Annotated in this window: 15 protein-coding genes; 9 read left to right on the top strand and 6 right to left on the bottom strand. The window is 55.1% G+C overall.

Features of this window, described 5'->3' with window-relative positions:
- Positions 1-169 precede the first annotated feature (169 nt).
- Positions 170-1066 (bottom strand): carboxylating nicotinate-nucleotide diphosphorylase, encoded by an 897-nt coding sequence (nadC, locus tag S7A_RS15565; RefSeq protein WP_009092105.1) that lies wholly within the window; start codon positions 1064-1066, stop codon positions 170-172.
- Between the two features lie 196 nt (positions 1067-1262).
- On the opposite strand from nadC, the gene ampD reads away from it, so the two are divergent.
- Together ampD and ampE are read left to right on the top strand one after the other, a co-directional pair.
- Entirely contained in the window at positions 1263-1814 is a 552-nt protein-coding gene (ampD, locus tag S7A_RS15560) for a 1,6-anhydro-N-acetylmuramyl-L-alanine amidase AmpD (RefSeq protein WP_009092102.1), read from the top strand.
- 16 nt (positions 1815-1830) lie between these two features.
- A complete protein-coding gene (ampE, locus tag S7A_RS15555) occupies positions 1831-2685 on the top strand; it encodes a beta-lactamase regulator AmpE (protein WP_009092101.1) in 855 nt (284 codons plus the stop codon).
- Here ampE and S7A_RS15550 read toward each other — a convergent pair.
- From S7A_RS15550 to aroP, 4 genes are all read right to left on the bottom strand, one after another.
- Positions 2667-3626, bottom strand: a complete 960-nt coding sequence (locus S7A_RS15550; protein WP_009092100.1) for a family 43 glycosylhydrolase — start codon at positions 3624-3626, stop codon at positions 2667-2669. The genes ampE and S7A_RS15550 overlap by 19 nt on opposite strands.
- A complete protein-coding gene (locus tag S7A_RS15545) occupies positions 3623-5035 on the bottom strand; it encodes a glycoside-pentoside-hexuronide (GPH):cation symporter (RefSeq protein WP_009092099.1) in 1413 nt (470 codons plus the stop codon). Before S7A_RS15545 ends, S7A_RS15550 begins: the two co-directional genes overlap by 4 nt.
- A 175-nt stretch (positions 5036-5210) precedes the next feature.
- The gene (locus S7A_RS15540; protein ID WP_009092098.1) at positions 5211-5456 is read right to left on the bottom strand and encodes a hypothetical protein; all 246 of its coding nucleotides are present in this window, start codon (positions 5454-5456) and stop codon (positions 5211-5213) included.
- 124 nt (positions 5457-5580) lie between these two features.
- Positions 5581-6936, bottom strand: a complete 1356-nt coding sequence (gene aroP, locus S7A_RS15535) for an aromatic amino acid transporter AroP (protein WP_009092097.1) — start codon at positions 6934-6936, stop codon at positions 5581-5583.
- 515 nt (positions 6937-7451) lie between these two features.
- On the opposite strand from aroP, the gene pdhR reads away from it, so the two are divergent.
- The 6 genes from pdhR (at position 7452) to S7A_RS15505 (ending at position 16174) form a co-directional block, all read left to right on the top strand.
- Entirely contained in the window at positions 7452-8216 is a 765-nt protein-coding gene (pdhR, locus tag S7A_RS15530; RefSeq protein ID WP_009092096.1) for a pyruvate dehydrogenase complex transcriptional repressor PdhR, read from the top strand.
- A gap of 103 nt (positions 8217-8319) precedes the next feature.
- Positions 8320-10986, top strand: coding sequence for a pyruvate dehydrogenase (acetyl-transferring), homodimeric type (gene aceE / locus S7A_RS15525; protein ID WP_009092095.1), 2667 nt, complete (start codon positions 8320-8322; stop codon positions 10984-10986).
- A 14-nt stretch (positions 10987-11000) separates the two neighbouring features.
- Positions 11001-12902 carry a pyruvate dehydrogenase complex dihydrolipoyllysine-residue acetyltransferase gene (gene aceF / locus S7A_RS15520; protein ID WP_009092094.1) on the top strand — a complete coding sequence of 634 codons (1902 nt, stop codon included), beginning with the start codon at positions 11001-11003 and terminating at the stop codon, positions 12900-12902.
- 160 nt (positions 12903-13062) lie between these two features.
- The gene (gene lpdA / locus S7A_RS15515) at positions 13063-14487 is read left to right on the top strand and encodes a dihydrolipoyl dehydrogenase (RefSeq protein ID WP_009092092.1); all 1425 of its coding nucleotides are present in this window, start codon (positions 13063-13065) and stop codon (positions 14485-14487) included.
- A 473-nt stretch (positions 14488-14960) separates the two neighbouring features.
- Positions 14961-15911: a hypothetical protein gene (locus S7A_RS15510; protein ID WP_009092091.1), complete on the top strand. Its 951-nt coding sequence runs from the start codon at positions 14961-14963 to the stop codon at positions 15909-15911.
- Complete coding sequence (locus tag S7A_RS15505; RefSeq protein ID WP_009092089.1) at positions 15908-16174, top strand: hypothetical protein; 267 nt, start codon at positions 15908-15910, stop codon at positions 16172-16174. Before S7A_RS15510 ends, S7A_RS15505 begins: the two co-directional genes overlap by 4 nt.
- Positions 16175-16332: 158 nt before the next feature.
- On the opposite strand, the gene S7A_RS15500 is transcribed toward S7A_RS15505, so the two are convergent.
- On the bottom strand, positions 16333-17232 hold the full coding sequence (locus S7A_RS15500; protein WP_009092088.1) for a LysR family transcriptional regulator: 900 nt from the start codon (positions 17230-17232) through the stop codon (positions 16333-16335).
- A 105-nt stretch (positions 17233-17337) separates the two neighbouring features.
- On the opposite strand from S7A_RS15500, the gene S7A_RS15495 reads away from it, so the two are divergent.
- Entirely contained in the window at positions 17338-17847 is a 510-nt protein-coding gene (locus S7A_RS15495) for a phenolic acid decarboxylase (RefSeq protein WP_009092087.1), read from the top strand.
- The last annotated feature ends 75 nt before the right edge of the window (positions 17848-17922 follow it).

The raw sequence follows: 17922 nt of genomic DNA, 5'->3' as shown, positions 1-17922 counted from the left end.
ATGAAAAACAGTGGCGAGTTTTCAGGCTGGAAAGGATCACCGAAAGAATGTGCGTCGTTACAGCGCAGTAGCAATGGCGCTGTAAGCGAGGTCGCAAAACGTGTGGCCGCGCGGGCAGGTCAGCAGAGTGCGCGGACAGAGGCAGCGGCACTGACCGTGCCGCTGCGGTTTACTTTTGCTGAAAACGCATCGAGAGATCCAGCGCCCGGACATGTTTGGTCAGTGCGCCAACCGAAACGTAGTCCACGCCGGTCAGGGCGATCTGCGGCAGGGTGGCTTCGGTAACGTTGCCGGAAACTTCCAGCAGCGTCCGCCCCTGATTCAGTTCGACGGCGGTACGCATCTCCTCCAGGCTGAAGTTATCCAGCATGACAATGTCAGCGGCGGCCTCCAGCGCCTGGCGTAACTCCTCCAGCGATTCCACCTCAACTTCAACCGGCACGTCTGGCTGTAACCACTGCGCTCTTTCCACCGCCTGAGCAATCGACCCGCTGGCGATAATATGATTCTCTTTGATCAGATAGGCGTCAGAGAGGCCGAGCCGGTGATTGCTGCCGCCACCGCAGAGCACGGCATATTTAAGCGCCGTCCGCAGGCCGGGCAGGGTTTTACGCGTGTCCAGCAGCTGGGTCTGGCTGCCTGCCAGCAGCGCGACATAGCGGCTGACTTCGGTCGCCACGCCGGAGAGCGTCTGCACAAAATTGAGCGCCGTCCGCTCGGCGGTCAGCAGCAGGCGCGCCGGGCCTTCAATTTCAAACAGCAGCTGGTCAGCCTTGATCGGATCGCCATCACTGACGTGCCAGTTCAGGGTGGCGTGCGCGCCCAGCTGAATAAACACCTCTTCGACCCAGCGTTTACCACAGAAAACACCGGCTTCGCGGGTAATGACCTGCGCATGGGCCTGGGTGTCGGCCGGTAACAGCTGTGCGGTGATATCGCGGTCGGCGTCGATCTCCCCACCGAGATCCTCCTTTAACGCCAGCGCAACGGCATCCGGGATGTCACTTTCAATGCGTTTAATCAGCGCCTGACGGCGGCTGTCGGGATCATAACCACGAGAAGACATAGGCTTACACTCCAGAAAAGGGGATGTCTGAGGCGGTCACAATAGCCTGAACTGCCACGCGGTGCCAGCCATAAACCGTATTTTGTTTAGTATCCTTAACAAGGAATCAGATAATGTCACGCTGCCGACACACTAAGGGGCAAGAATCCTTTATTATTCATGCTATTCTCAGCCAGGCAGAACAAGGAAATCCGGTATGAAAATCAAACAGGGCTGGCTGACCGGTGTACGTCAGGTGCCCTCATTACATTGCAATGAACGACCTGACAATGAGGCGCCGTCGCTGCTGGTGATTCACAATATCAGCCTGCCGCCGGGAGAGTTTGGCGGACCGTGGATCGATAAGCTGTTCACCGGTACGCTTCCGCCGGATGCGCATCCCTATTTTGCCGATATCGCGGCACTGAAAGTGGCGGCACACTGCCTGATTCGCCGTGACGGCGAGATTGTGCAGTATGTTCCCTTTGATAAGCGCGCCTGGCATGCGGGGGTTTCGCAGTTTGAGGGCCGGGAAAACTGCAATGACTTCTCTATTGGCATCGAGCTGGAAGGAACTGACAGCGAGCCTTATACCGGGGCGCAATATCGGGCTTTGCAGCAGGTTACGCAGTTGCTGCTGCAGCACTATCCGGTCACGCCTGCACGTATTACCGGGCATAGCGACATCGCTCCGGCGCGCAAAACCGATCCTGGTCCTGCTTTTGACTGGGAGTACTACAGAGAGCTGTTAACGCAGCAAAAATCCTGATTTTTGCGGGGTCAGTATGACGTTGTTTACCTTGTTGTTGGTTCTGGGCTGGGAGCGCCTGTTTAAACTGGGCGAGCACTGGCAGCTCGAACACCGGCTGGAGCCGATTTTTCGCCATCGCCGCCACTTCTCCATGATGCGGACGCTGCTGATGACCATGCTGGCGATGGCGCTGACGGCACTGGTGCTGGTGACGCTGAAAGGCGTGCTGTTTGGCGTGGTGCTATTGCTGTTCTGGATTGTGGTTGGGCTGCTCTGTATCGGGGCCGGTTCAGTGCGGCAGCACTACCATCACTATCTGAAGGCGGCCAGTCATGACGACGATGCGGCGCATCAGGCGATGGCGGCGGAGCTGACGCTGATTCATGGTGTGCCGGTGGAGTGCAGCGAACGCGAATTTCTGCGCGAGCTGCAGAATGCGCTGATCTGGATAAACTTCCGTTTCTATCTGGCACCGATGTTCTGGCTGGTGGTGGGTGGTCCCTGGGGACCGGTGCTGCTGGTGGGTTACGCCTTCCTGCGAGCCTGGCAGGGCTGGCTGGCAAAGCACGGCACACCGATGGCGCGGGCGCAATCGGGGGTCGACGGTATTCTGCATCTGCTCGACTGGATACCGGTCCGGCTGGCGGGGGTGGCTTACGCTCTGCTGGGCCACGGTGAAAAGGCGCTGCCCGCCTGGTTTGTCTCACTGACCGATCGTCACCGTTCTCAGTATCAGGTGCTGACCACCCTGGCGCAGTTCTCGCTGTCCCGCGATCCGCACACGGATAAAGTTGAAACGCCACGGGTGGCCGTGGCGTTGGCGAAACGGACCTCACTGGTGCTGGTGGTGGCCGTAGCGCTGCTGACGATTTATGGCACGCTGGTGTGATCAGCAGGGGGCACGCCAAAATCGGGCGTGCCATCGCTGCGCCAGCTGAAATATTTCAGTCGGGTATGGCGGTTCGGGTCCCATAACGGATCGCCCTCAATCTCCGTGTAGTTTCGCGCATGGTAGACCAGCACGTCCCGCCCCGACTCATCCTGCGTAAAACTGTTGTGCCCCGGCCCATACTGATGATTGTCCCAGCTGGACACAAACACCGGCCGCGCCGATTTCTGCCATGCGGTCACATCGAGCGGGTCCGCCTCTGCGGCAATCGACAGCATGCCCAGGCAGTAATTCTCATCGGTGGCGCTGGCGGAGTAGGTAACAAACAGCCTGTCACCATGACGAATGACCGCCGGTCCTTCATTCACGCTAAATCCTGCACACTCCCACTCATATTCAGGCCGGCTCAGCATTACCGGCGTGCCTTTCAGCGTCCAGGGATTAAGCAGCTCCGCCAGATAGAGGTTGGAGTTACCGGGAATGGCGGGATCTTTCTGTGCCCAGAGATACCAGTTTTTACCCTGATGCACGAAGTGGGTGGCATCCAGTGAAAAGCTGTCAAGCTGGCTGAAGACGCGCCGGCAGGGCTGCCATTCGCCCTGCAGCGGGTCGCCGGCCTCGCACACCAGTGCGTACATACGATGCTGGAATAATCCCTCTTTAATGTCGCGCGTCGGTGCCGCCGCGAAATAGATCACCCACAGCCCGTCGATATAGTGCAGCTCGGGTGCCCAGATGAGTTCGCTGCAGGGGCCGCTCTCCGGCTTGTGCCAGACCACCACCGGTTCTGCGCTGCGCAGGTCAGCCAGCGTGGTGGCGCGGCGAATCTCCAGCCGGTCATATTCCGGTACTGAGGCGACAAAATAGTAGTGCTGTTCATGGCGCAGAATAAACGGGTCAGCGCGCTGCTCAATAAAAGGATTCGGCCAGGTTGGGCTCATTTTACATCTCCGGTTGGCGTGGCAGCACGGTTGTGCAGATGAACAGTGTGTAAGTCGTGGAAGTTTTCGCGACGCAGCGCCAGATCCTGCTGGATGGTGAGCATCATTTTGCGGTCAACCTTCATCAGCCGTACCACACCGGCGGTGATCAGGTAGCCGACGCCCGGAATAACGGTAAACAGCAGCATGATGCCGTTAATCGCCTCGGCTGACTGCTGTTTTGCGCCCGCGTTGTAGCCATACATTGAGAGCAGAAAACCGACCATCGCCCCTGCGACAGCCAGACCCACCTTGAGGAAAAAGAGGTTGCCGGAGAAGCTGATGCCGGTAATGCGTTTACCGGTTTTCCATTCGCCGTAGTCATCCACATCGGCCATCAGCGACCAGTGCAGGGGAGAGGGGATCTGATGCAGAATATTCAGCACAAAATAAGCCACCACGACCATCAGGGTGGCGTGCGGATCGATCCAGTAAAAGCCGCTGGAAAAAAGGGCCAGCGCGATATTGGTCCAGAAAAAGACTTTGAGTTTGCACCAGCGGTCGGTGAGCACTTTCGCCAGCGTGCTGCCCACCATCATGCCGATTACCCCCAGGCTGATAAACAAGGTGGCGAAGTGCGTTGACTGACCCATGACCCAGGTTACGTAGTACATGGTCGCCGCCATGCGAATGAAGCCGGGACAGACGTTGCAGAAGGTGAGCAGCAGGATCCGGACCCACTGGTCATTCTTCCAGACATCACGCAGATCTTTTTTCAGGTCATCATTGCTGGGAACGGCAGGGCGGATGCGTTCACGCACCGTAGCAAAGCAGAAGAGAAACATCGCCAGGCCCAGGGTGGCCAGCACCGCCATCGCCATCTGATAGCCGCGCGCCTTATCCGCGCCGCCAAACCACTCCGCCATCGGCAGCAGTGACAGGGAGAGGGTCAATGTAGCGATGCCCACCATAACAAAGCGGTAGGACTGGCAGGAGACGCGCTCGCCGGGATCGCTGGTAATCACGCCGCCCAGTGAACAGTAAGGAATATTAATGGCGGTGTAGGTCAGTGACATCAGGAAGTAGGTGACAAATGCCCAGATCACCTTGTTGTGATAGGTCCAGTCTGGCGTGGTAAACATCAGTACGCTGAACAGCACGTAGGGAACGGAGACCCACAGCAGCCAGGGACGAAAACGGCCCCAGCGACTCTGGGTGCGATCGGCAATCGCGCCCATAATCGGGTCGGTGACCGCATCCAGCACCCTGACCGAGAGCAGCAGTGTGCCCACCAGCGCCGGAGCCAGGCCGAACACGTCGGTATAGAAGTAGTTGAGGAATAGCATGATGGCACCGCCAATCATGTTGCATCCGGCATCGCCCATGCCATAACCCAGTTTTTCTTTGAATGTGAGTGCCGCGGGCTTCATTGTGCTTCTCCTGCAAACCATGAAGCTAATGATTATCAGCGCTTAAGTCACTCACGGCGTGGCAGTATTGAGTCACAGAGATGGACAAAACGGGCGGGCGCAAAAAAATGTGAACTGGCACGCAGGCGCGGGCCCGTTCACATCACATTAAGCGGGGCAGGACGGCAGAGAATCGTTAAGCTGCGCTGTTATTCTGTCCTTCAACCAGGCCACCGAGCAGACTGCCAATCCAGCCACCAATGGTGCTGAAAAGCGTACTAGCCACCGAGGAGATCACGCCGTTGAGAAAGGGAATCGGTATCAGGGAACCCATCACGCTGCCCAAAAGCGAACCGGCCTGCTGGCCGACGGCGGTGGTGATATCCTGAATCAGGCCACATCCGCTGACGGCCATAATTTCTGAAGGTGCGAGTTCACGCATAGTTATTTTTTCCTTTATTGGGTGAGAAGCAGGAAAAAATTATCACTACCCGTCAGCAATAAAAATAGTAACAGAACGAAAGTGGACGGTGCGCCTGAGCAGGCGCACCGGATATGAGAAGGGATCAGACTTTCTGCGTCTGGTTCTTAATAAAGTAACCCAGCGCCAGAATCACCAGCCAGACCGGGATCAGCCAGACAGAGATGGCCATGCCCGGCGTGGTTGCCATCAGCACCAGAATTGCCGCCAGGAAGATCAGGCAAATCCAGTTACCGGCCGGATAGAGCAGCGCTTTGAAGCGGGTGGTCACGCCCTGCTGATCTTTCTTACGACGGAACTTAAGGTGCGCCAGGCTGATCATCGCCCAGTTGATGACCAGTGCAGAGACCACCAGTGACATCAGCAGGCCGAACGCTTCACCGGGCATCAGGTAGTTGATCAGCACGCAGAGCGCCGTGGCGACCGCAGAAACCAGAATGGTTAAGACCGGAACGCCGCGACGGTCAACTTTCAGCAGCGATTTGGGCGCGTTGCCCTGCTGAGCCAGACCAAACAGCATACGGCTGTTGCAGTAAACGCAGCTATTGTAGACCGACAGGGCGGCCGTCAGGATCACCACGTTCAGCGCATTCGCCACCATGGCATCGCCCAGCTCGTGGAAGATAAAGACAAACGGGCTGACTTCAGAGGTGACACGACTCCACGGCATCAGTGACAGCAGCACCGCCAGTGAACCAATGTAGAAAATCAGGATGCGCCACAGCACCTGGTTGGTCGCTTTCGGGATGCTGACTTCCGGATTATCGGCTTCAGCGGCGGTGATCCCCACCAGCTCCAGCCCACCGAATGAGAACATGATGATCGCCATGACCGTCACCAGACCGCCAATACCGTGCGGGAAAAAGCCGCCCTGTTCCCAGAGGTTACGTACCGTCGCCTGCGGGCCGCCGTTGCCACTGAAGAGCAGCCAGCCGCCGAACAGGATCATGCCAATGACCGCAACCACTTTAATAATGGCGAACCAGAACTCCATCTCACCAAAGACTTTCACGTTGGTCAGGTTGATGGCGTTAATCATGACGAAGAAGATGGCTGCCGAGGCCCAGGTCGGAAAGTCGGGCCACCAGAACTGAATATATTTGCCGACGGCAGTGAGCTCTGCCATGGCGACCAGCACGTAAAGTACCCAGTAGTTCCAGCCCGAGGCGAAGCCGGCAAAGTTGCCCCAGTATTTATAGGCGAAGTGGCTGAAGCTGCCGGCAACCGGCTCCTCAACGACCATCTCGCCCAGCTGGCGCATGATTAAAAAGGCAATAAAACCGGCAATGGCATAGCCCAGAATAACGGCCGGACCGGCGGATTCGATGACCGATGCGCTGCCCAGAAACAGGCCGGTTCCTACTGCTCCACCCAGCGCGATGAGCTGAATATGGCGGTTCTTAAGACCACGTTTCAGCGCCTCGCCTTGCTGTTGTTCCATACAAACCTCGTGATGTTTTTATTCTTCGTTCCCAGCGCGGTTCGCTGTAAGGAAGTAGTTACATTAACGTATTGATTATTTTACGGTATCTGGCGTGCTGAGTGCTGCCATGCGCTACCCTGGCGACAAGAATAGTGATAAGCGAATCGCTTTGCACCTGCTTTCGCCTTTCGTGCTGAGAGTTGACTGAAAAAACGCCATCCCGGTCACGTCAGGCCAGAGAAATTTCTGCCATGAAATGCGGTTCATGACGAATAGCTTTCACTTATGGATGCCGCTGCGCTTCGGGGCTAAGCAGGTGTAAGGTTTGGTAAAAGTGAATTTATTTAACATTCAGCCCAACGCGAATTTTTCATTTTTTTAACCGCAAGTTAGCGTCAGGGCGGGCTTCAGAGGCAGGGGAATGTCACAGACACCATATAGACACAAGGTGAATACTTTGTTACTTTACCGCCACCTCTGTACAATTGGTATTACCAATTTACTCCGGACGACTGGCTTAATAAGAAGGGATGATGGCTTACAGTAAGATTCGCCAACCCAAGCTCTCAGATGCTATCGAGCAACAGCTCGAATCCCTGATTATGGAAGGGACACTGCGTCCGGGAGAGAAGCTGCTCCCTGAGCGCGAACTCGCCAAACAATTCGATGTCTCACGTCCGTCTCTCCGCGAAGCGATCCAGCGCTTAGAAGCGAAAGGATTGTTGCTGCGCCGTCAGGGCGGCGGAACATTCGTACAGGAGCATCTCTGGCAAAGCCTGAGTGATCCACTCGTTGAGCTTCTCGCAGACCATCCGGAATCACAGTTTGACCTGCTGGAAACGCGTCATGCCTTAGAGGGCATCGCCGCCTATTACGCGGCGCTGCGCGGCACAGAAGAAGATCTGCTGCGCATTCGTGACTGCCATGTTCACATCCAGCAGGCGCAGGACAGCGGCGATTTAGACGCTGAAGCGGACGCCGTGATGCAGTATCAGATCGCTGTCACAGAAGCGGCCCATAATGTGGTGCTTTTGCATTTGCTACGCTCAATGGGCCCTATGCTGGAACAAAACGTCCGTCAGAATTTCGAATTGCTCTACTCTCGCCGGGAAATGCTGGCAAAAGTGAGCGGTCACCGCGCCAGAATCTTTGAGGCGATTGTGGCCCGTGAGCCAGAAAAAGCGCGCGAGGCTTCACACCGTCACCTGGCGTTCATAGAGGAAATCTTGCTGGACAGAAGTCGGGAGCAGAGCCGTCGAGAACGCTCCCTGCGTCGTTTACAGCAACGTAAGGAATAACGTGCGACAAAGATCGTACGGACATGTGCGACGAGCCTGCCTGCTTGTGCTTTGACAGGCTCCCGATTATTCAACGTATTAGACACAGATAAGGAACACACCCATGTCAGAACGTTTACACAATGACGTGGATCCGATTGAAACTCGTGACTGGCTACAGGCGATCGAATCGGTCATCCGTGAAGAAGGTGTTGAACGTGCACAGTATCTGATCGATCAGGTACTGGGTGCAGCCCGCAAAGGCGGCGTGAACGTTGCTGCAGGTTCGTCTGCTATCAGCAACTACATCAACTCTATTGCCGTTGAAGATGAACCCGACTATCCGGGCAACACCTCTCTTGAACGTCGTATCCGTTCCGCTATCCGCTGGAACGCCATCATGTCGGTGCTGCGCGCATCGAAGAAAGATCTGGAACTCGGCGGCCATATGTCCTCCTTCCAGTCTTCTGCGACCATTTATGAAGTGTGCTTCAACCACTTCTTCCGCGCGCGTAATGACAAAGATGGCGGCGATCTGGTCTATTTCCAGGGCCACATCTCTCCGGGCATCTATGCCCGTGCGTTCCTTGAAGGTCGCCTGACCGAAGAGCAGATGAACAACTTCCGTCAGGAAGTTGACGGTAAAGGTCTCTCTTCTTATCCGCACCCGAAATTAATGCCGGAGTTCTGGCAGTTCCCGACCGTTTCTATGGGTCTGGGTCCATTGTCAGCGATCTATCAGGCGAAGTTCCTGAAATATCTGGAACACCGTGGCCTGAAAGATACCTCTGCTCAGACCGTCTACGCCTTCCTGGGTGATGGTGAGATGGATGAGCCAGAATCCAAAGGTGCGATCACCATCGCGACCCGTGAAAAACTGGATAACCTGGTCTTCATCATCAACTGCAACCTGCAGCGTCTGGATGGCCCGGTCACCGGTAATGGCAAGATTATCAACGAGCTGGAAGGCATCTTTGCCGGTGCTGGCTGGGAAGTGATCAAAGTCATCTGGGGCGGTCGCTGGGATGAGCTGCTGCGCAAAGATACCAGCGGCAAGCTGATTCAGCTGATGAACGAAACTGTCGACGGCGACTACCAGACCTTTAAATCCCGTGATGGCGCCTATGTGCGTGAGCACTTCTTTGGTAAATATCCGGAAACCGCCGCGCTGGTTAAAGACATGTCCGATGATGAAATCTGGGCACTGAACCGTGGCGGTCACGATCCGAAGAAAATCTACGCGGCACTGAAAAAAGCGCAGGACACCAAAGGCAAGCCGGTGCTGATCCTGGCGCATACCATCAAAGGTTATGGTATGGGCGACACCGCGGAAGGCAAAAACATCGCTCACCAGGTGAAGAAGATGAACATGGATGGCGTGCGCTATATCCGTGATCGCTTCAACGTGCCGGTTGCTGACGATAAAATCGAAGATCTGCCGTACGTGACCTTCGAAAAAGGCTCAGAAGAGCACACTTACCTGCACGGTCAGCGTGAGAAGCTGGGTGGCTACCTGCCAACGCGTCAGCCGAAGTTCACCGAGAAGCTGGAAATGCCAGCGCTGGAAGAGTTCGGTGCGCTGCTGGAAGAGCAGAACAAAGAGATCTCCACCACCATCGCCTTCGTTCGTGCCCTGAACGTGATGCTGAAGAACAAGTCGATCAAAGATCGTCTGGTTCCGATCCTCGCTGATGAAGCGCGTACCTTCGGTATGGAAGGTCTGTTCCGTCAGATTGGTATCTACAGCCCGAACGGCCAGCAGTACACTCCGCAGGACCGTGAGCAGGTTGCTTACTACAAAGAAGATGAGAAAGGCCAGATTCTGCAGGAAGGGATCAACGAGCTGGGCGCAGGTTCATCCTGGCTGGCAGCGGCGACCTCTTACAGCACCAACAACCTGCCGATGATCCCGTTCTACATCTATTATTCGATGTTCGGCTTCCAGCGTATCGGCGATCTGATGTGGCTGGCGGGTGACCAGCAGGCGCGCGGCTTCCTGGTCGGCGGAACCTCCGGTCGTACCACACTGAACGGCGAAGGCCTGCAGCATGAAGATGGCCACAGCCATATTCAGTCGCTGACCATCCCGAACTGTATCTCTTACGACCCGTCTTACGCCTATGAAGTGGCTGTCATCATGCATGATGGTCTGGTGCGTATGTATGGCGAAGCGCAGGAGAATATCTACTACTACATCACCACGCTGAACGAAAACTACCATATGCCAGCCATGCCGCAGGGTGCGGAAGAGGGTATCCGTAAGGGTATCTACAAGCTGGAAACGGTAGAAGGCAGCAAAGGCAAAGTGCAGCTGCTGGGCTCAGGTTCTATCCTGCGTCACGTACGTGAAGCGGCACAGATCCTGGCGAAAGATTACGGTATCGGCTCTGATGTCTACAGCGTCACCTCGTTCACCGAACTGGCGCGTGATGGCCAGGATTGTGAGCGCTGGAACATGCTGCATCCGACAGAAGAAGCACGCGTGCCTTACATCGCTCAGGTGATGAATGACGCGCCAGCGGTTGCCTCAACCGACTACATGAAACTGTTCGCTGAACAGGTTCGCAGCTATGTTCCAGCCAGCGATTACCGCGTGCTGGGTACCGATGGCTTTGGTCGCTCTGACAGCCGTGAGAATCTGCGTCATCACTTTGAAGTTGATGCATCTTATGTGGTGGTTGCTGCGCTGGGTGAGCTGGCTAAACGCGGCGAGATCGAGAAGAAAGTGGTGGCGGATGCCATTACCAAATTCAACATCGATGCCGATAAAGTTAACCCGCGTCTGGCTTAAGAGGTAAGAGAGTAATGGCTATCGAAATTAAGGTACCGGATATCGGGTCTGACGAAGTTGAAGTCACCGAGATTCTGGTGAAAGTTGGCGACAAGGTGGAAGCCGAGCAGTCGCTGATCACCGTGGAAGGCGACAAAGCCTCAATGGAAGTGCCTTCCCCGCAGGCTGGCGTTGTGAAAGAGATCAAAATCGCCACCGGTGACAAAGTAGAAACCGGCTCGCTGATCATGGTGTTTGACGCAGAAGGGGCCGCAGAAGCGGCACCTGCCGCCGCCGAAGAGAAGAAAGCGGACGCGGCACCTGCACCCGCCGCGGCAGCAGCCACCGCCAGCAAAGAAGTGGCTGTGCCGGATATCGGCGGTGACGAAGTCGAAGTCACTGAGATTCTGGTGAAGGTTGGCGATAAAGTTGAAGCCGAACAGTCACTGATTGTGGTGGAAGGTGATAAAGCGTCAATGGAAGTGCCGGCTCCGTTCGCGGGTGTGGTTAAAGAAATCACCATTGCGACTGGCGACAAAGTCAGCACCGGTTCTGCCATCATGGTCTTTGAAGCGGAAGGGGCTGCACCGGCCGCTGATGCGAAGCCAGAACTGAAAGAAGAAGCGGCATCGGCACCCGCCGCAGCGGCGGGCGCAAAAGAGGTTAACGTCCCGGACATCGGCGGTGATGAAGTAGAAGTCACCGAGATCCTCGTGAAAGTGGGCGACAAAGTTGACGCTGAGCAGTCACTGATCGTGGTGGAAGGCGATAAAGCGTCAATGGAAGTGCCTGCGCCATTCGCGGGTACCGTCAAAGAGCTGAAAGTGGCGACCGGCGACAAAGTCAGCACCGGATCACTGATCATGGTGTTTGAAGTCGAAGGTGCCGCACCGGCCCCGGCGGCAGCGAAGCAGGAAGCCGCACCGGCCCCGGCTGCGAAACCTGAAGCTAAATCTGCGTCGCCTGCTCCGGCAGCCAAAGCGGACAGCAAAGGTGAGTTTGCCGAGAACGATGCGTACGTTCACGCCACCCCGGTGATCCGTCGCCTGGCGCGTGAGTTCGGTGTGAATCTGGCGAAAGTCAAAGGCACCGGCCGTAAAGGTCGCATTCTGAAAGAAGACGTGCAGACTTACGTGAAAGAGGCGGTGAAACGCGCTGAAGCGGCACCGGCTGCGGCAAGCGGTGGCGGCCTGCCAGGCATGCTGCCATGGCCGAAAGTGGACTTCAGCAAGTTCGGTGAAGTTGAAGAAGTCGAACTGGGTCGTATCCAGAAAATTTCGGGTGCGAACCTGAGCCGTAACTGGGTGATGATCCCCCACGTTACGCATTTCGACAAAACCGATATCACCGATCTGGAAGCGTTCCGTAAGCAGCAGAATGCCGAAGCAGAGAAGCGTAAGCTCGATGTGAAGTACACCCCGGTGGTGTTCATCATGAAAGCTGTCGCTGCCGCGCTTGAGCAGATGCCACGCTTCAACAGCTCGCTTTCCGAAGATGCGCAGAAGCTGACGCTGAAGAAATATATCAACATCGGTGTGGCGGTCGATACGCCAAATGGCTTGGTGGTTCCGGTCTTCAAAGACGTGAACAAAAAGGGCATTACCGAGCTGTCGCGTGAGCTGATGGCGGTGTCGAAGAAGGCGCGTGACGGTAAGCTGACTGCGGGCGACATGCAGGGCGGATGTTTCACCATCTCCAGCCTGGGCGGCCTGGGAACCACGCACTTCGCGCCGATTGTTAACGCGCCGGAAGTGGCTATCCTGGGTGTCTCTAAATCGGCGATGGAGCCGGTGTGGAACGGTAAAGAGTTTGCGCCGCGTCTGATGATGCCAATCTCTCTCTCCTTCGACCACCGCGTGATCGACGGAGCTGATGGTGCAAGATTCATCACCATTATTGGCAATATGCTCTCAGACATACGTCGTTTAGTTATGTAAATGTGAAGAAGGCCGGCGGATGCCGGCCTTCCTTTAACGTTTCGTCGCGTCACGGTTGGCAGTTTGTTAACAATTCTGTAAACTCTTGCGGTGAAAGTCCCGGTGGAACAAGGGCATTATAAGAACGTCTGACCCGCCGGATATCAAATAAGAGGTCATGATGAGTACAGAGATTAAAACCCAGGTCGTGGTACTTGGGGCAGGTCCTGCAGGTTACTCTGCAGCCTTCCGTTGTGCGGATTTAGGTCTGGAAACCGTACTGGTAGAGCGTTACAGCACCCTTGGCGGTGTGTGTCTGAACGTCGGTTGTATCCCCTCTAAAGCGCTGCTGCACGTTGCCAAAGTGATCGAAGAGGCGAAAGCCCTTGAAGAGCACGGCATTGTGTTTGGTCAGCCCTCTACTGATATCAACAAGATTCGCAGCTGGAAAGAGAAGGTGATTAACCAGCTGACTGGCGGCCTGTCAGGAATGGCAAAAGGTCGTAAAGTCAAAGTGGTTAATGGCCTCGGCAAATTCACCGGTGCTAACACCCTGGTGGTGGAAGGTGAAGGCGGCACGACCACCATCAACTTCGATAATGCCATCATCGCTGCGGGTTCACGCCCAATCGAACTGCCTTTCATTCCTCATGACGATCCCCGCGTCTGGGATTCAACCGATGCGCTGGAACTGAAAGAAGTGCCGAAGCGTCTGCTGGTTATGGGCGGCGGTATCATCGGTCTGGAAATGGCGACGGTGTATCATGCGCTGGGTTCAGAGATCGATGTGGTTGAGATGTTTGACCAGGTTATCCCGGCTGCGGATAAAGATGTCGTCAAAGTCTTTACCAAGAAAATCAGCAAGAAATTCAACCTGATGCTGGAAACCAAAGTGACCGCCGTTGAAGCAAAAGACGATGGCATTTACGTTTCAATGGAAGGCAAAAAGGCACCGGGTGAAGCGCAGCGTTATGACGCCGTGCTGGTGGCTATCGGTCGTGTGCCGAACGGTAAAGGTCTGGATGCCGGTAAAGCGGGCGTGGAAGTGGACGATCGCGGCTTTATCCGTGTCGACAAGCAGATGCGTACCAACGTGCCACACATCTATGCTATCGGCGACATCGTCGGTCAGCCGATGCTGGCGCACAAAGGCGTGCACGAAGGCCACGTTGCGGCGGAAGTGATCTCCGGTCTGAAGCACTACTTCGACCCGAAAGTGATCCCATCCATTGCCTATACTGAGCCAGAAGTTGCCTGGGTCGGTCTGACCGAGAAAGAAGCGAAAGAGAAGGGCATCAGCTACGAGACCTCCACCTTCCCGTGGGCTGCCTCTGGCCGTGCTATCGCTTCAGATTGTGCAGACGGTATGACCAAACTGATTTTCGACAAAGAGACGCACCGTGTCATCGGTGGCGCGATTGTCGGCACTAACGGCGGCGAGTTGTTAGGCGAAATCGGTCTGGCGATTGAGATGGGTTGTGATGCGGAAGATATCGCGCTGACCATCCATGCTCACCCGACCCTGCATGAGTCAGTCGGTCTGGCAGCAGAAATCTTCGAAGGCAGCATCACCGATCTGCCTAACGCGAAAGCGAAGAAGAAGTAAGTTTCCGCTGCTGACGAAAAAGCCTCCGATATGGAGGCTTTTTTTTGGTCTGGATTATGGGCAGTATATTAAGTATGCATTTGGGGTAAGTCAGGGTAAAAATCTGGTAGATCGCATTTAAGACCCGGATCAACAGTAAGTCACATGATGCTAATTTTGCAAATTACCGATACCGGCGTGATGAAGAAGGATTTCATAGAAAACTGCTGTGCCAGCAGGCTTAAATAGTGGGATTGTGAATGTCTATGTCAGGACTGCCCGTACACCGGCAGGCAGAGCCAGCACTTACCTGAGTCCGTGTTAAAAGGCATCCCTACAATCAGCCGACCATGCCGTCAGGATATCTCGCCAGATCCAGGAACATCAGATTTTTGAAGGTAACAGGTCTGACAGTCATTTCTTATACCCCTAACCTGCCAGGAGCAATACAATCCTGAACTACATGGACCTAAATAGCCCTCTAAGGTGATTAGATGAATGTTGCAAATATGGATATGCATCAGAAACTTGAATTTGCCATAACTAAGGCTGCAAAACTACTGCCAGGTGATGTTGGTGAACAATTGCTGGCAATGCTAACCCCATCAGCTCTGGCCACAATGGCCGCGATCACGGGGGTATGGGCAGGCGCACACTTTTTTGGCATTGGAGAGTTAGCCGATCTCATTCTGATAGTGGCGGGTTGGGTTGCCGTTGGTGGTGTGGCTGTTGAGGCTTCAAAAAAACTCTATGAATTCGTTAAGACCACATACAGCGCCAGAACTGAAAGTGACCTGGATGAAGCAGCGACCTGTTTAGCGGCAGCTATCACTCTAATTGGCGTCGATACTGTGATGGCGATTTTACTGAAAAAGAACCCTCGTGACGCCTTCAGGCATTCATACCGAAATATTCGTATGCCCAGATACAGCGCATCAGTGGGACGCGCAATGAATGGCCCCCGGAACAGTTCTCCATCCTGGCGGTATCGCCCTAAAATTCGCTTTACTGATAAGCAAAGTGCCGGATTAGGCTCAACTAACATGTGGGGTGACATTACCATTGGCCGTGCCTACGACCGTACGGTAAAAACAGCAGAGCAGGCTGCTGAGGATGTTCTGGTGACCCTATATCATGAGCGGGTGCATTCATCCATTGCGCCGAAGTTTTATCTGCTTCGCGAGCTTAGAGCTTTCATGCATGTTAGCGCCTATCACAAATCATATATCTTACGGTATCTGGAAGAGGCATTTGCAGAGCTGGTTGGGTTAATGAGAGCGAAAGGGATGTCACCCCGTTATGTTATTGACGGTTTCAAATTCCCGTTGACCAACAACTATGAGATCACCTTTACCGCTCTGCGACATGAAGCAGCTGGCGTGCTTCTGGGGCCGGTTGTTGTCGGCGGGGCAATGTACAATGTCTATTATGGAATTCAGCAATGATCAACGCAGAAGATGCAAAGGATGCCGCACGCGACTACGCATTCCGACATAAACTGGGATGGAGTGAGAAATTCACTTTCATTAAAACGTCCTCTTTTGACGGCGTTGAATGCTATATCGTCGAAACATCGAGCGAAGATGCGGAAAACAAATCATGGATGGAAATCGAGACCTCTACTCCCGTGAATATTTACGTCGATGTGAACACCGGCAGATGCTTCGGGCATCAGTTCGGTAACAGAGGTTTTAACAAGGGTATCTGATACCCTCGATCATCTGCTGTGCGCGTGTTCCCCGCGCCAGCGGGGATAAAGCGGGGTTAGCAGGCAGGTGTCATTGCTTATATCTGTGTTCCCTGCGTCAGTGGAAATAACCCCATCACCTCTCCTCCACGGCGTCCTGTAAACCTTCTGATCACCGCTCAGCGACGCGCTTCCCATACCGCCACCCGCTCCACAAACATCTGCGCCAGGGCCGCAATGGCGCTGTTGCCGGGCAGCCTCTCTTCATTGATATACATCACCAGCGAACTGCTGCGTCGGCGGCCCTGCAACAGCGGCAGGGGGCGCAGTTCACCGCTCTTCAGCAGCCCGGCGATATTCTGTTCCGGTAACCAGCCATAGCCCAGCTGATGCTGGACTGCTTCAATCGCGGCGGAGAGCGTCGTGAAGGACCAGTTCTCCGCCTGATCGCCACTGACCTCGGATTGGTGCTGTTGCTGCCGATCCAGGATGGTGATGCAGGGCCAGCGAGCCAGCGTGGCAACACTCAGCGGGGCGGGTTCACTGTGCAGGGGGTGATCCCGATGGGCAACGGCCACGAAATCGACGCTCATCAGGCTCTCGCCGGCAACAGGGGCATCGCCATATTGCGCAACCAGCCAGAGGTCAGCCTGCTGCTCAGCCAGCCTTTCCGGCGTTTCGCTGCGAACGATTTCGCTGAACCAGATGCGGACATGGGGGTAGTGCTGCTGAAAGGTCTGCAGCACATCAAACAGCAGAGGTTTAGGCAGCGTCGCGTCCACCATCAGATCGATGCGCGAACGTTCGCCCCGCTGCAGCGCATGCGCCTTAGCTTCAAGCGCGCCGAACCCCTCCAGCAATGGACGAATCTGAGCCAGTAGCTGATGTCCCTCGGCAGTGAGGACGGCGCGACGCCCCTCCTGTTGCAGCAGTGTCAGACCCAGCCGCTGCTGAAGCAGGCTAAGCTGATAGCTCAGTGAAGACTGGCTGCGATGATGCTTTTCTGCGGCCAGCGCAAAGCTCCCTTCATTCACCACCGCGTCGAGCAGCGCCCACTGTTCCAGTGTCGTTTTATACATGGCAACTCATCGAAAAATTGGATTATTCAGTGCTAAAAATAGCGTTATTCATCTCATCTGTAACGCGTAATAATCTCCTCAAGGCAAATAAATGAGGAATTGACCATGAGCACTTTTGATAAACATGATCTGTCAGGCATCGTTGGCAAACACCTGGTTTACACCTACGACAACGGCTGGAATTACGAGCTCTACATCAAAAATGCCAGCACGATCGACTATCGCATCCACAGCGGCATGGTGGGTAATCGCTGGGTTAAAAATCAGCATGTCTATGTCGTCCGTCTGGCGCAGGATGTCTATAAAGTTTCCTGGACTGAACCTACCGGCACCGATGTCAGCCTGGCCGTCAACCTGGCGGATAAAATCTTCCACGGCACCATCTTCTTCCCGCGCTGGGTAATGAACAATCCGGAAAAAACCGTCTGTTTCCAGAATGACCATCTGGAAGAGATGGCCGCCTTCCGCGAAGCAGGTCCGGCTTACCCAACCGAAGTCATTGACGAGTTCGCGACGCTGACCGTGATCCGCGATGTGGGCGAAAATAACGAAAGCGTGATCGACTGCCCGCCCGATCAGCTGCCCGCTGACTTCCCGGAAAATCTGAAAAACTGATAGCAGGCAGAAGAGGCCATTAAGGCCTCTTCTGCACCGCTGTGTCTGGCCGGTGGCATCGATGGCCAGTCCCAC

The sequence above is a fragment of the Pantoea sp. Sc1 genome, assembly GCF_000255315.1.
Classification (GTDB): Bacteria; Pseudomonadota; Gammaproteobacteria; order Enterobacterales; family Enterobacteriaceae; genus Pantoea; species Pantoea anthophila.
This window is presented reverse-complemented; position numbering and strand designations above follow the sequence as displayed.

What these genes read in the sequence shown, in the direction of transcription:
- S7A_RS15500 (WP_009092088.1), bottom strand. Translation starts at nt 17,232, where the DNA reads ATGTATAAAACGACACTGGAACAGTGGGCGCTGCTCGACGCGGTGGTG.
- aceF (WP_009092094.1), top strand. Translation starts at nt 11,001, where the DNA reads ATGGCTATCGAAATTAAGGTACCGGATATCGGGTCTGACGAAGTTGAA.
- ampE (WP_009092101.1), top strand. Translation starts at nt 1,831, where the DNA reads ATGACGTTGTTTACCTTGTTGTTGGTTCTGGGCTGGGAGCGCCTGTTT.
- S7A_RS15495 (WP_009092087.1), top strand. Translation starts at nt 17,338, where the DNA reads ATGAGCACTTTTGATAAACATGATCTGTCAGGCATCGTTGGCAAACAC.
- ampD (WP_009092102.1), top strand. Translation starts at nt 1,263, where the DNA reads ATGAAAATCAAACAGGGCTGGCTGACCGGTGTACGTCAGGTGCCCTCA.
- S7A_RS15545 (WP_009092099.1), bottom strand. Translation starts at nt 5,035, where the DNA reads ATGAAGCCCGCGGCACTCACATTCAAAGAAAAACTGGGTTATGGCATG.
- nadC (WP_009092105.1), bottom strand. Translation starts at nt 1,066, where the DNA reads ATGTCTTCTCGTGGTTATGATCCCGACAGCCGCCGTCAGGCGCTGATT.
- S7A_RS15510 (WP_009092091.1), top strand. Translation starts at nt 14,961, where the DNA reads ATGAATGTTGCAAATATGGATATGCATCAGAAACTTGAATTTGCCATA.
- lpdA (WP_009092092.1), top strand. Translation starts at nt 13,063, where the DNA reads ATGAGTACAGAGATTAAAACCCAGGTCGTGGTACTTGGGGCAGGTCCT.
- S7A_RS15540 (WP_009092098.1), bottom strand. Translation starts at nt 5,456, where the DNA reads ATGCGTGAACTCGCACCTTCAGAAATTATGGCCGTCAGCGGATGTGGC.
- aceE (WP_009092095.1), top strand. Translation starts at nt 8,320, where the DNA reads ATGTCAGAACGTTTACACAATGACGTGGATCCGATTGAAACTCGTGAC.
- S7A_RS15550 (WP_009092100.1), bottom strand. Translation starts at nt 3,626, where the DNA reads ATGAGCCCAACCTGGCCGAATCCTTTTATTGAGCAGCGCGCTGACCCG.
- S7A_RS15505 (WP_009092089.1), top strand. Translation starts at nt 15,908, where the DNA reads ATGATCAACGCAGAAGATGCAAAGGATGCCGCACGCGACTACGCATTC.
- pdhR (WP_009092096.1), top strand. Translation starts at nt 7,452, where the DNA reads ATGGCTTACAGTAAGATTCGCCAACCCAAGCTCTCAGATGCTATCGAG.
- aroP (WP_009092097.1), bottom strand. Translation starts at nt 6,936, where the DNA reads ATGGAACAACAGCAAGGCGAGGCGCTGAAACGTGGTCTTAAGAACCGC.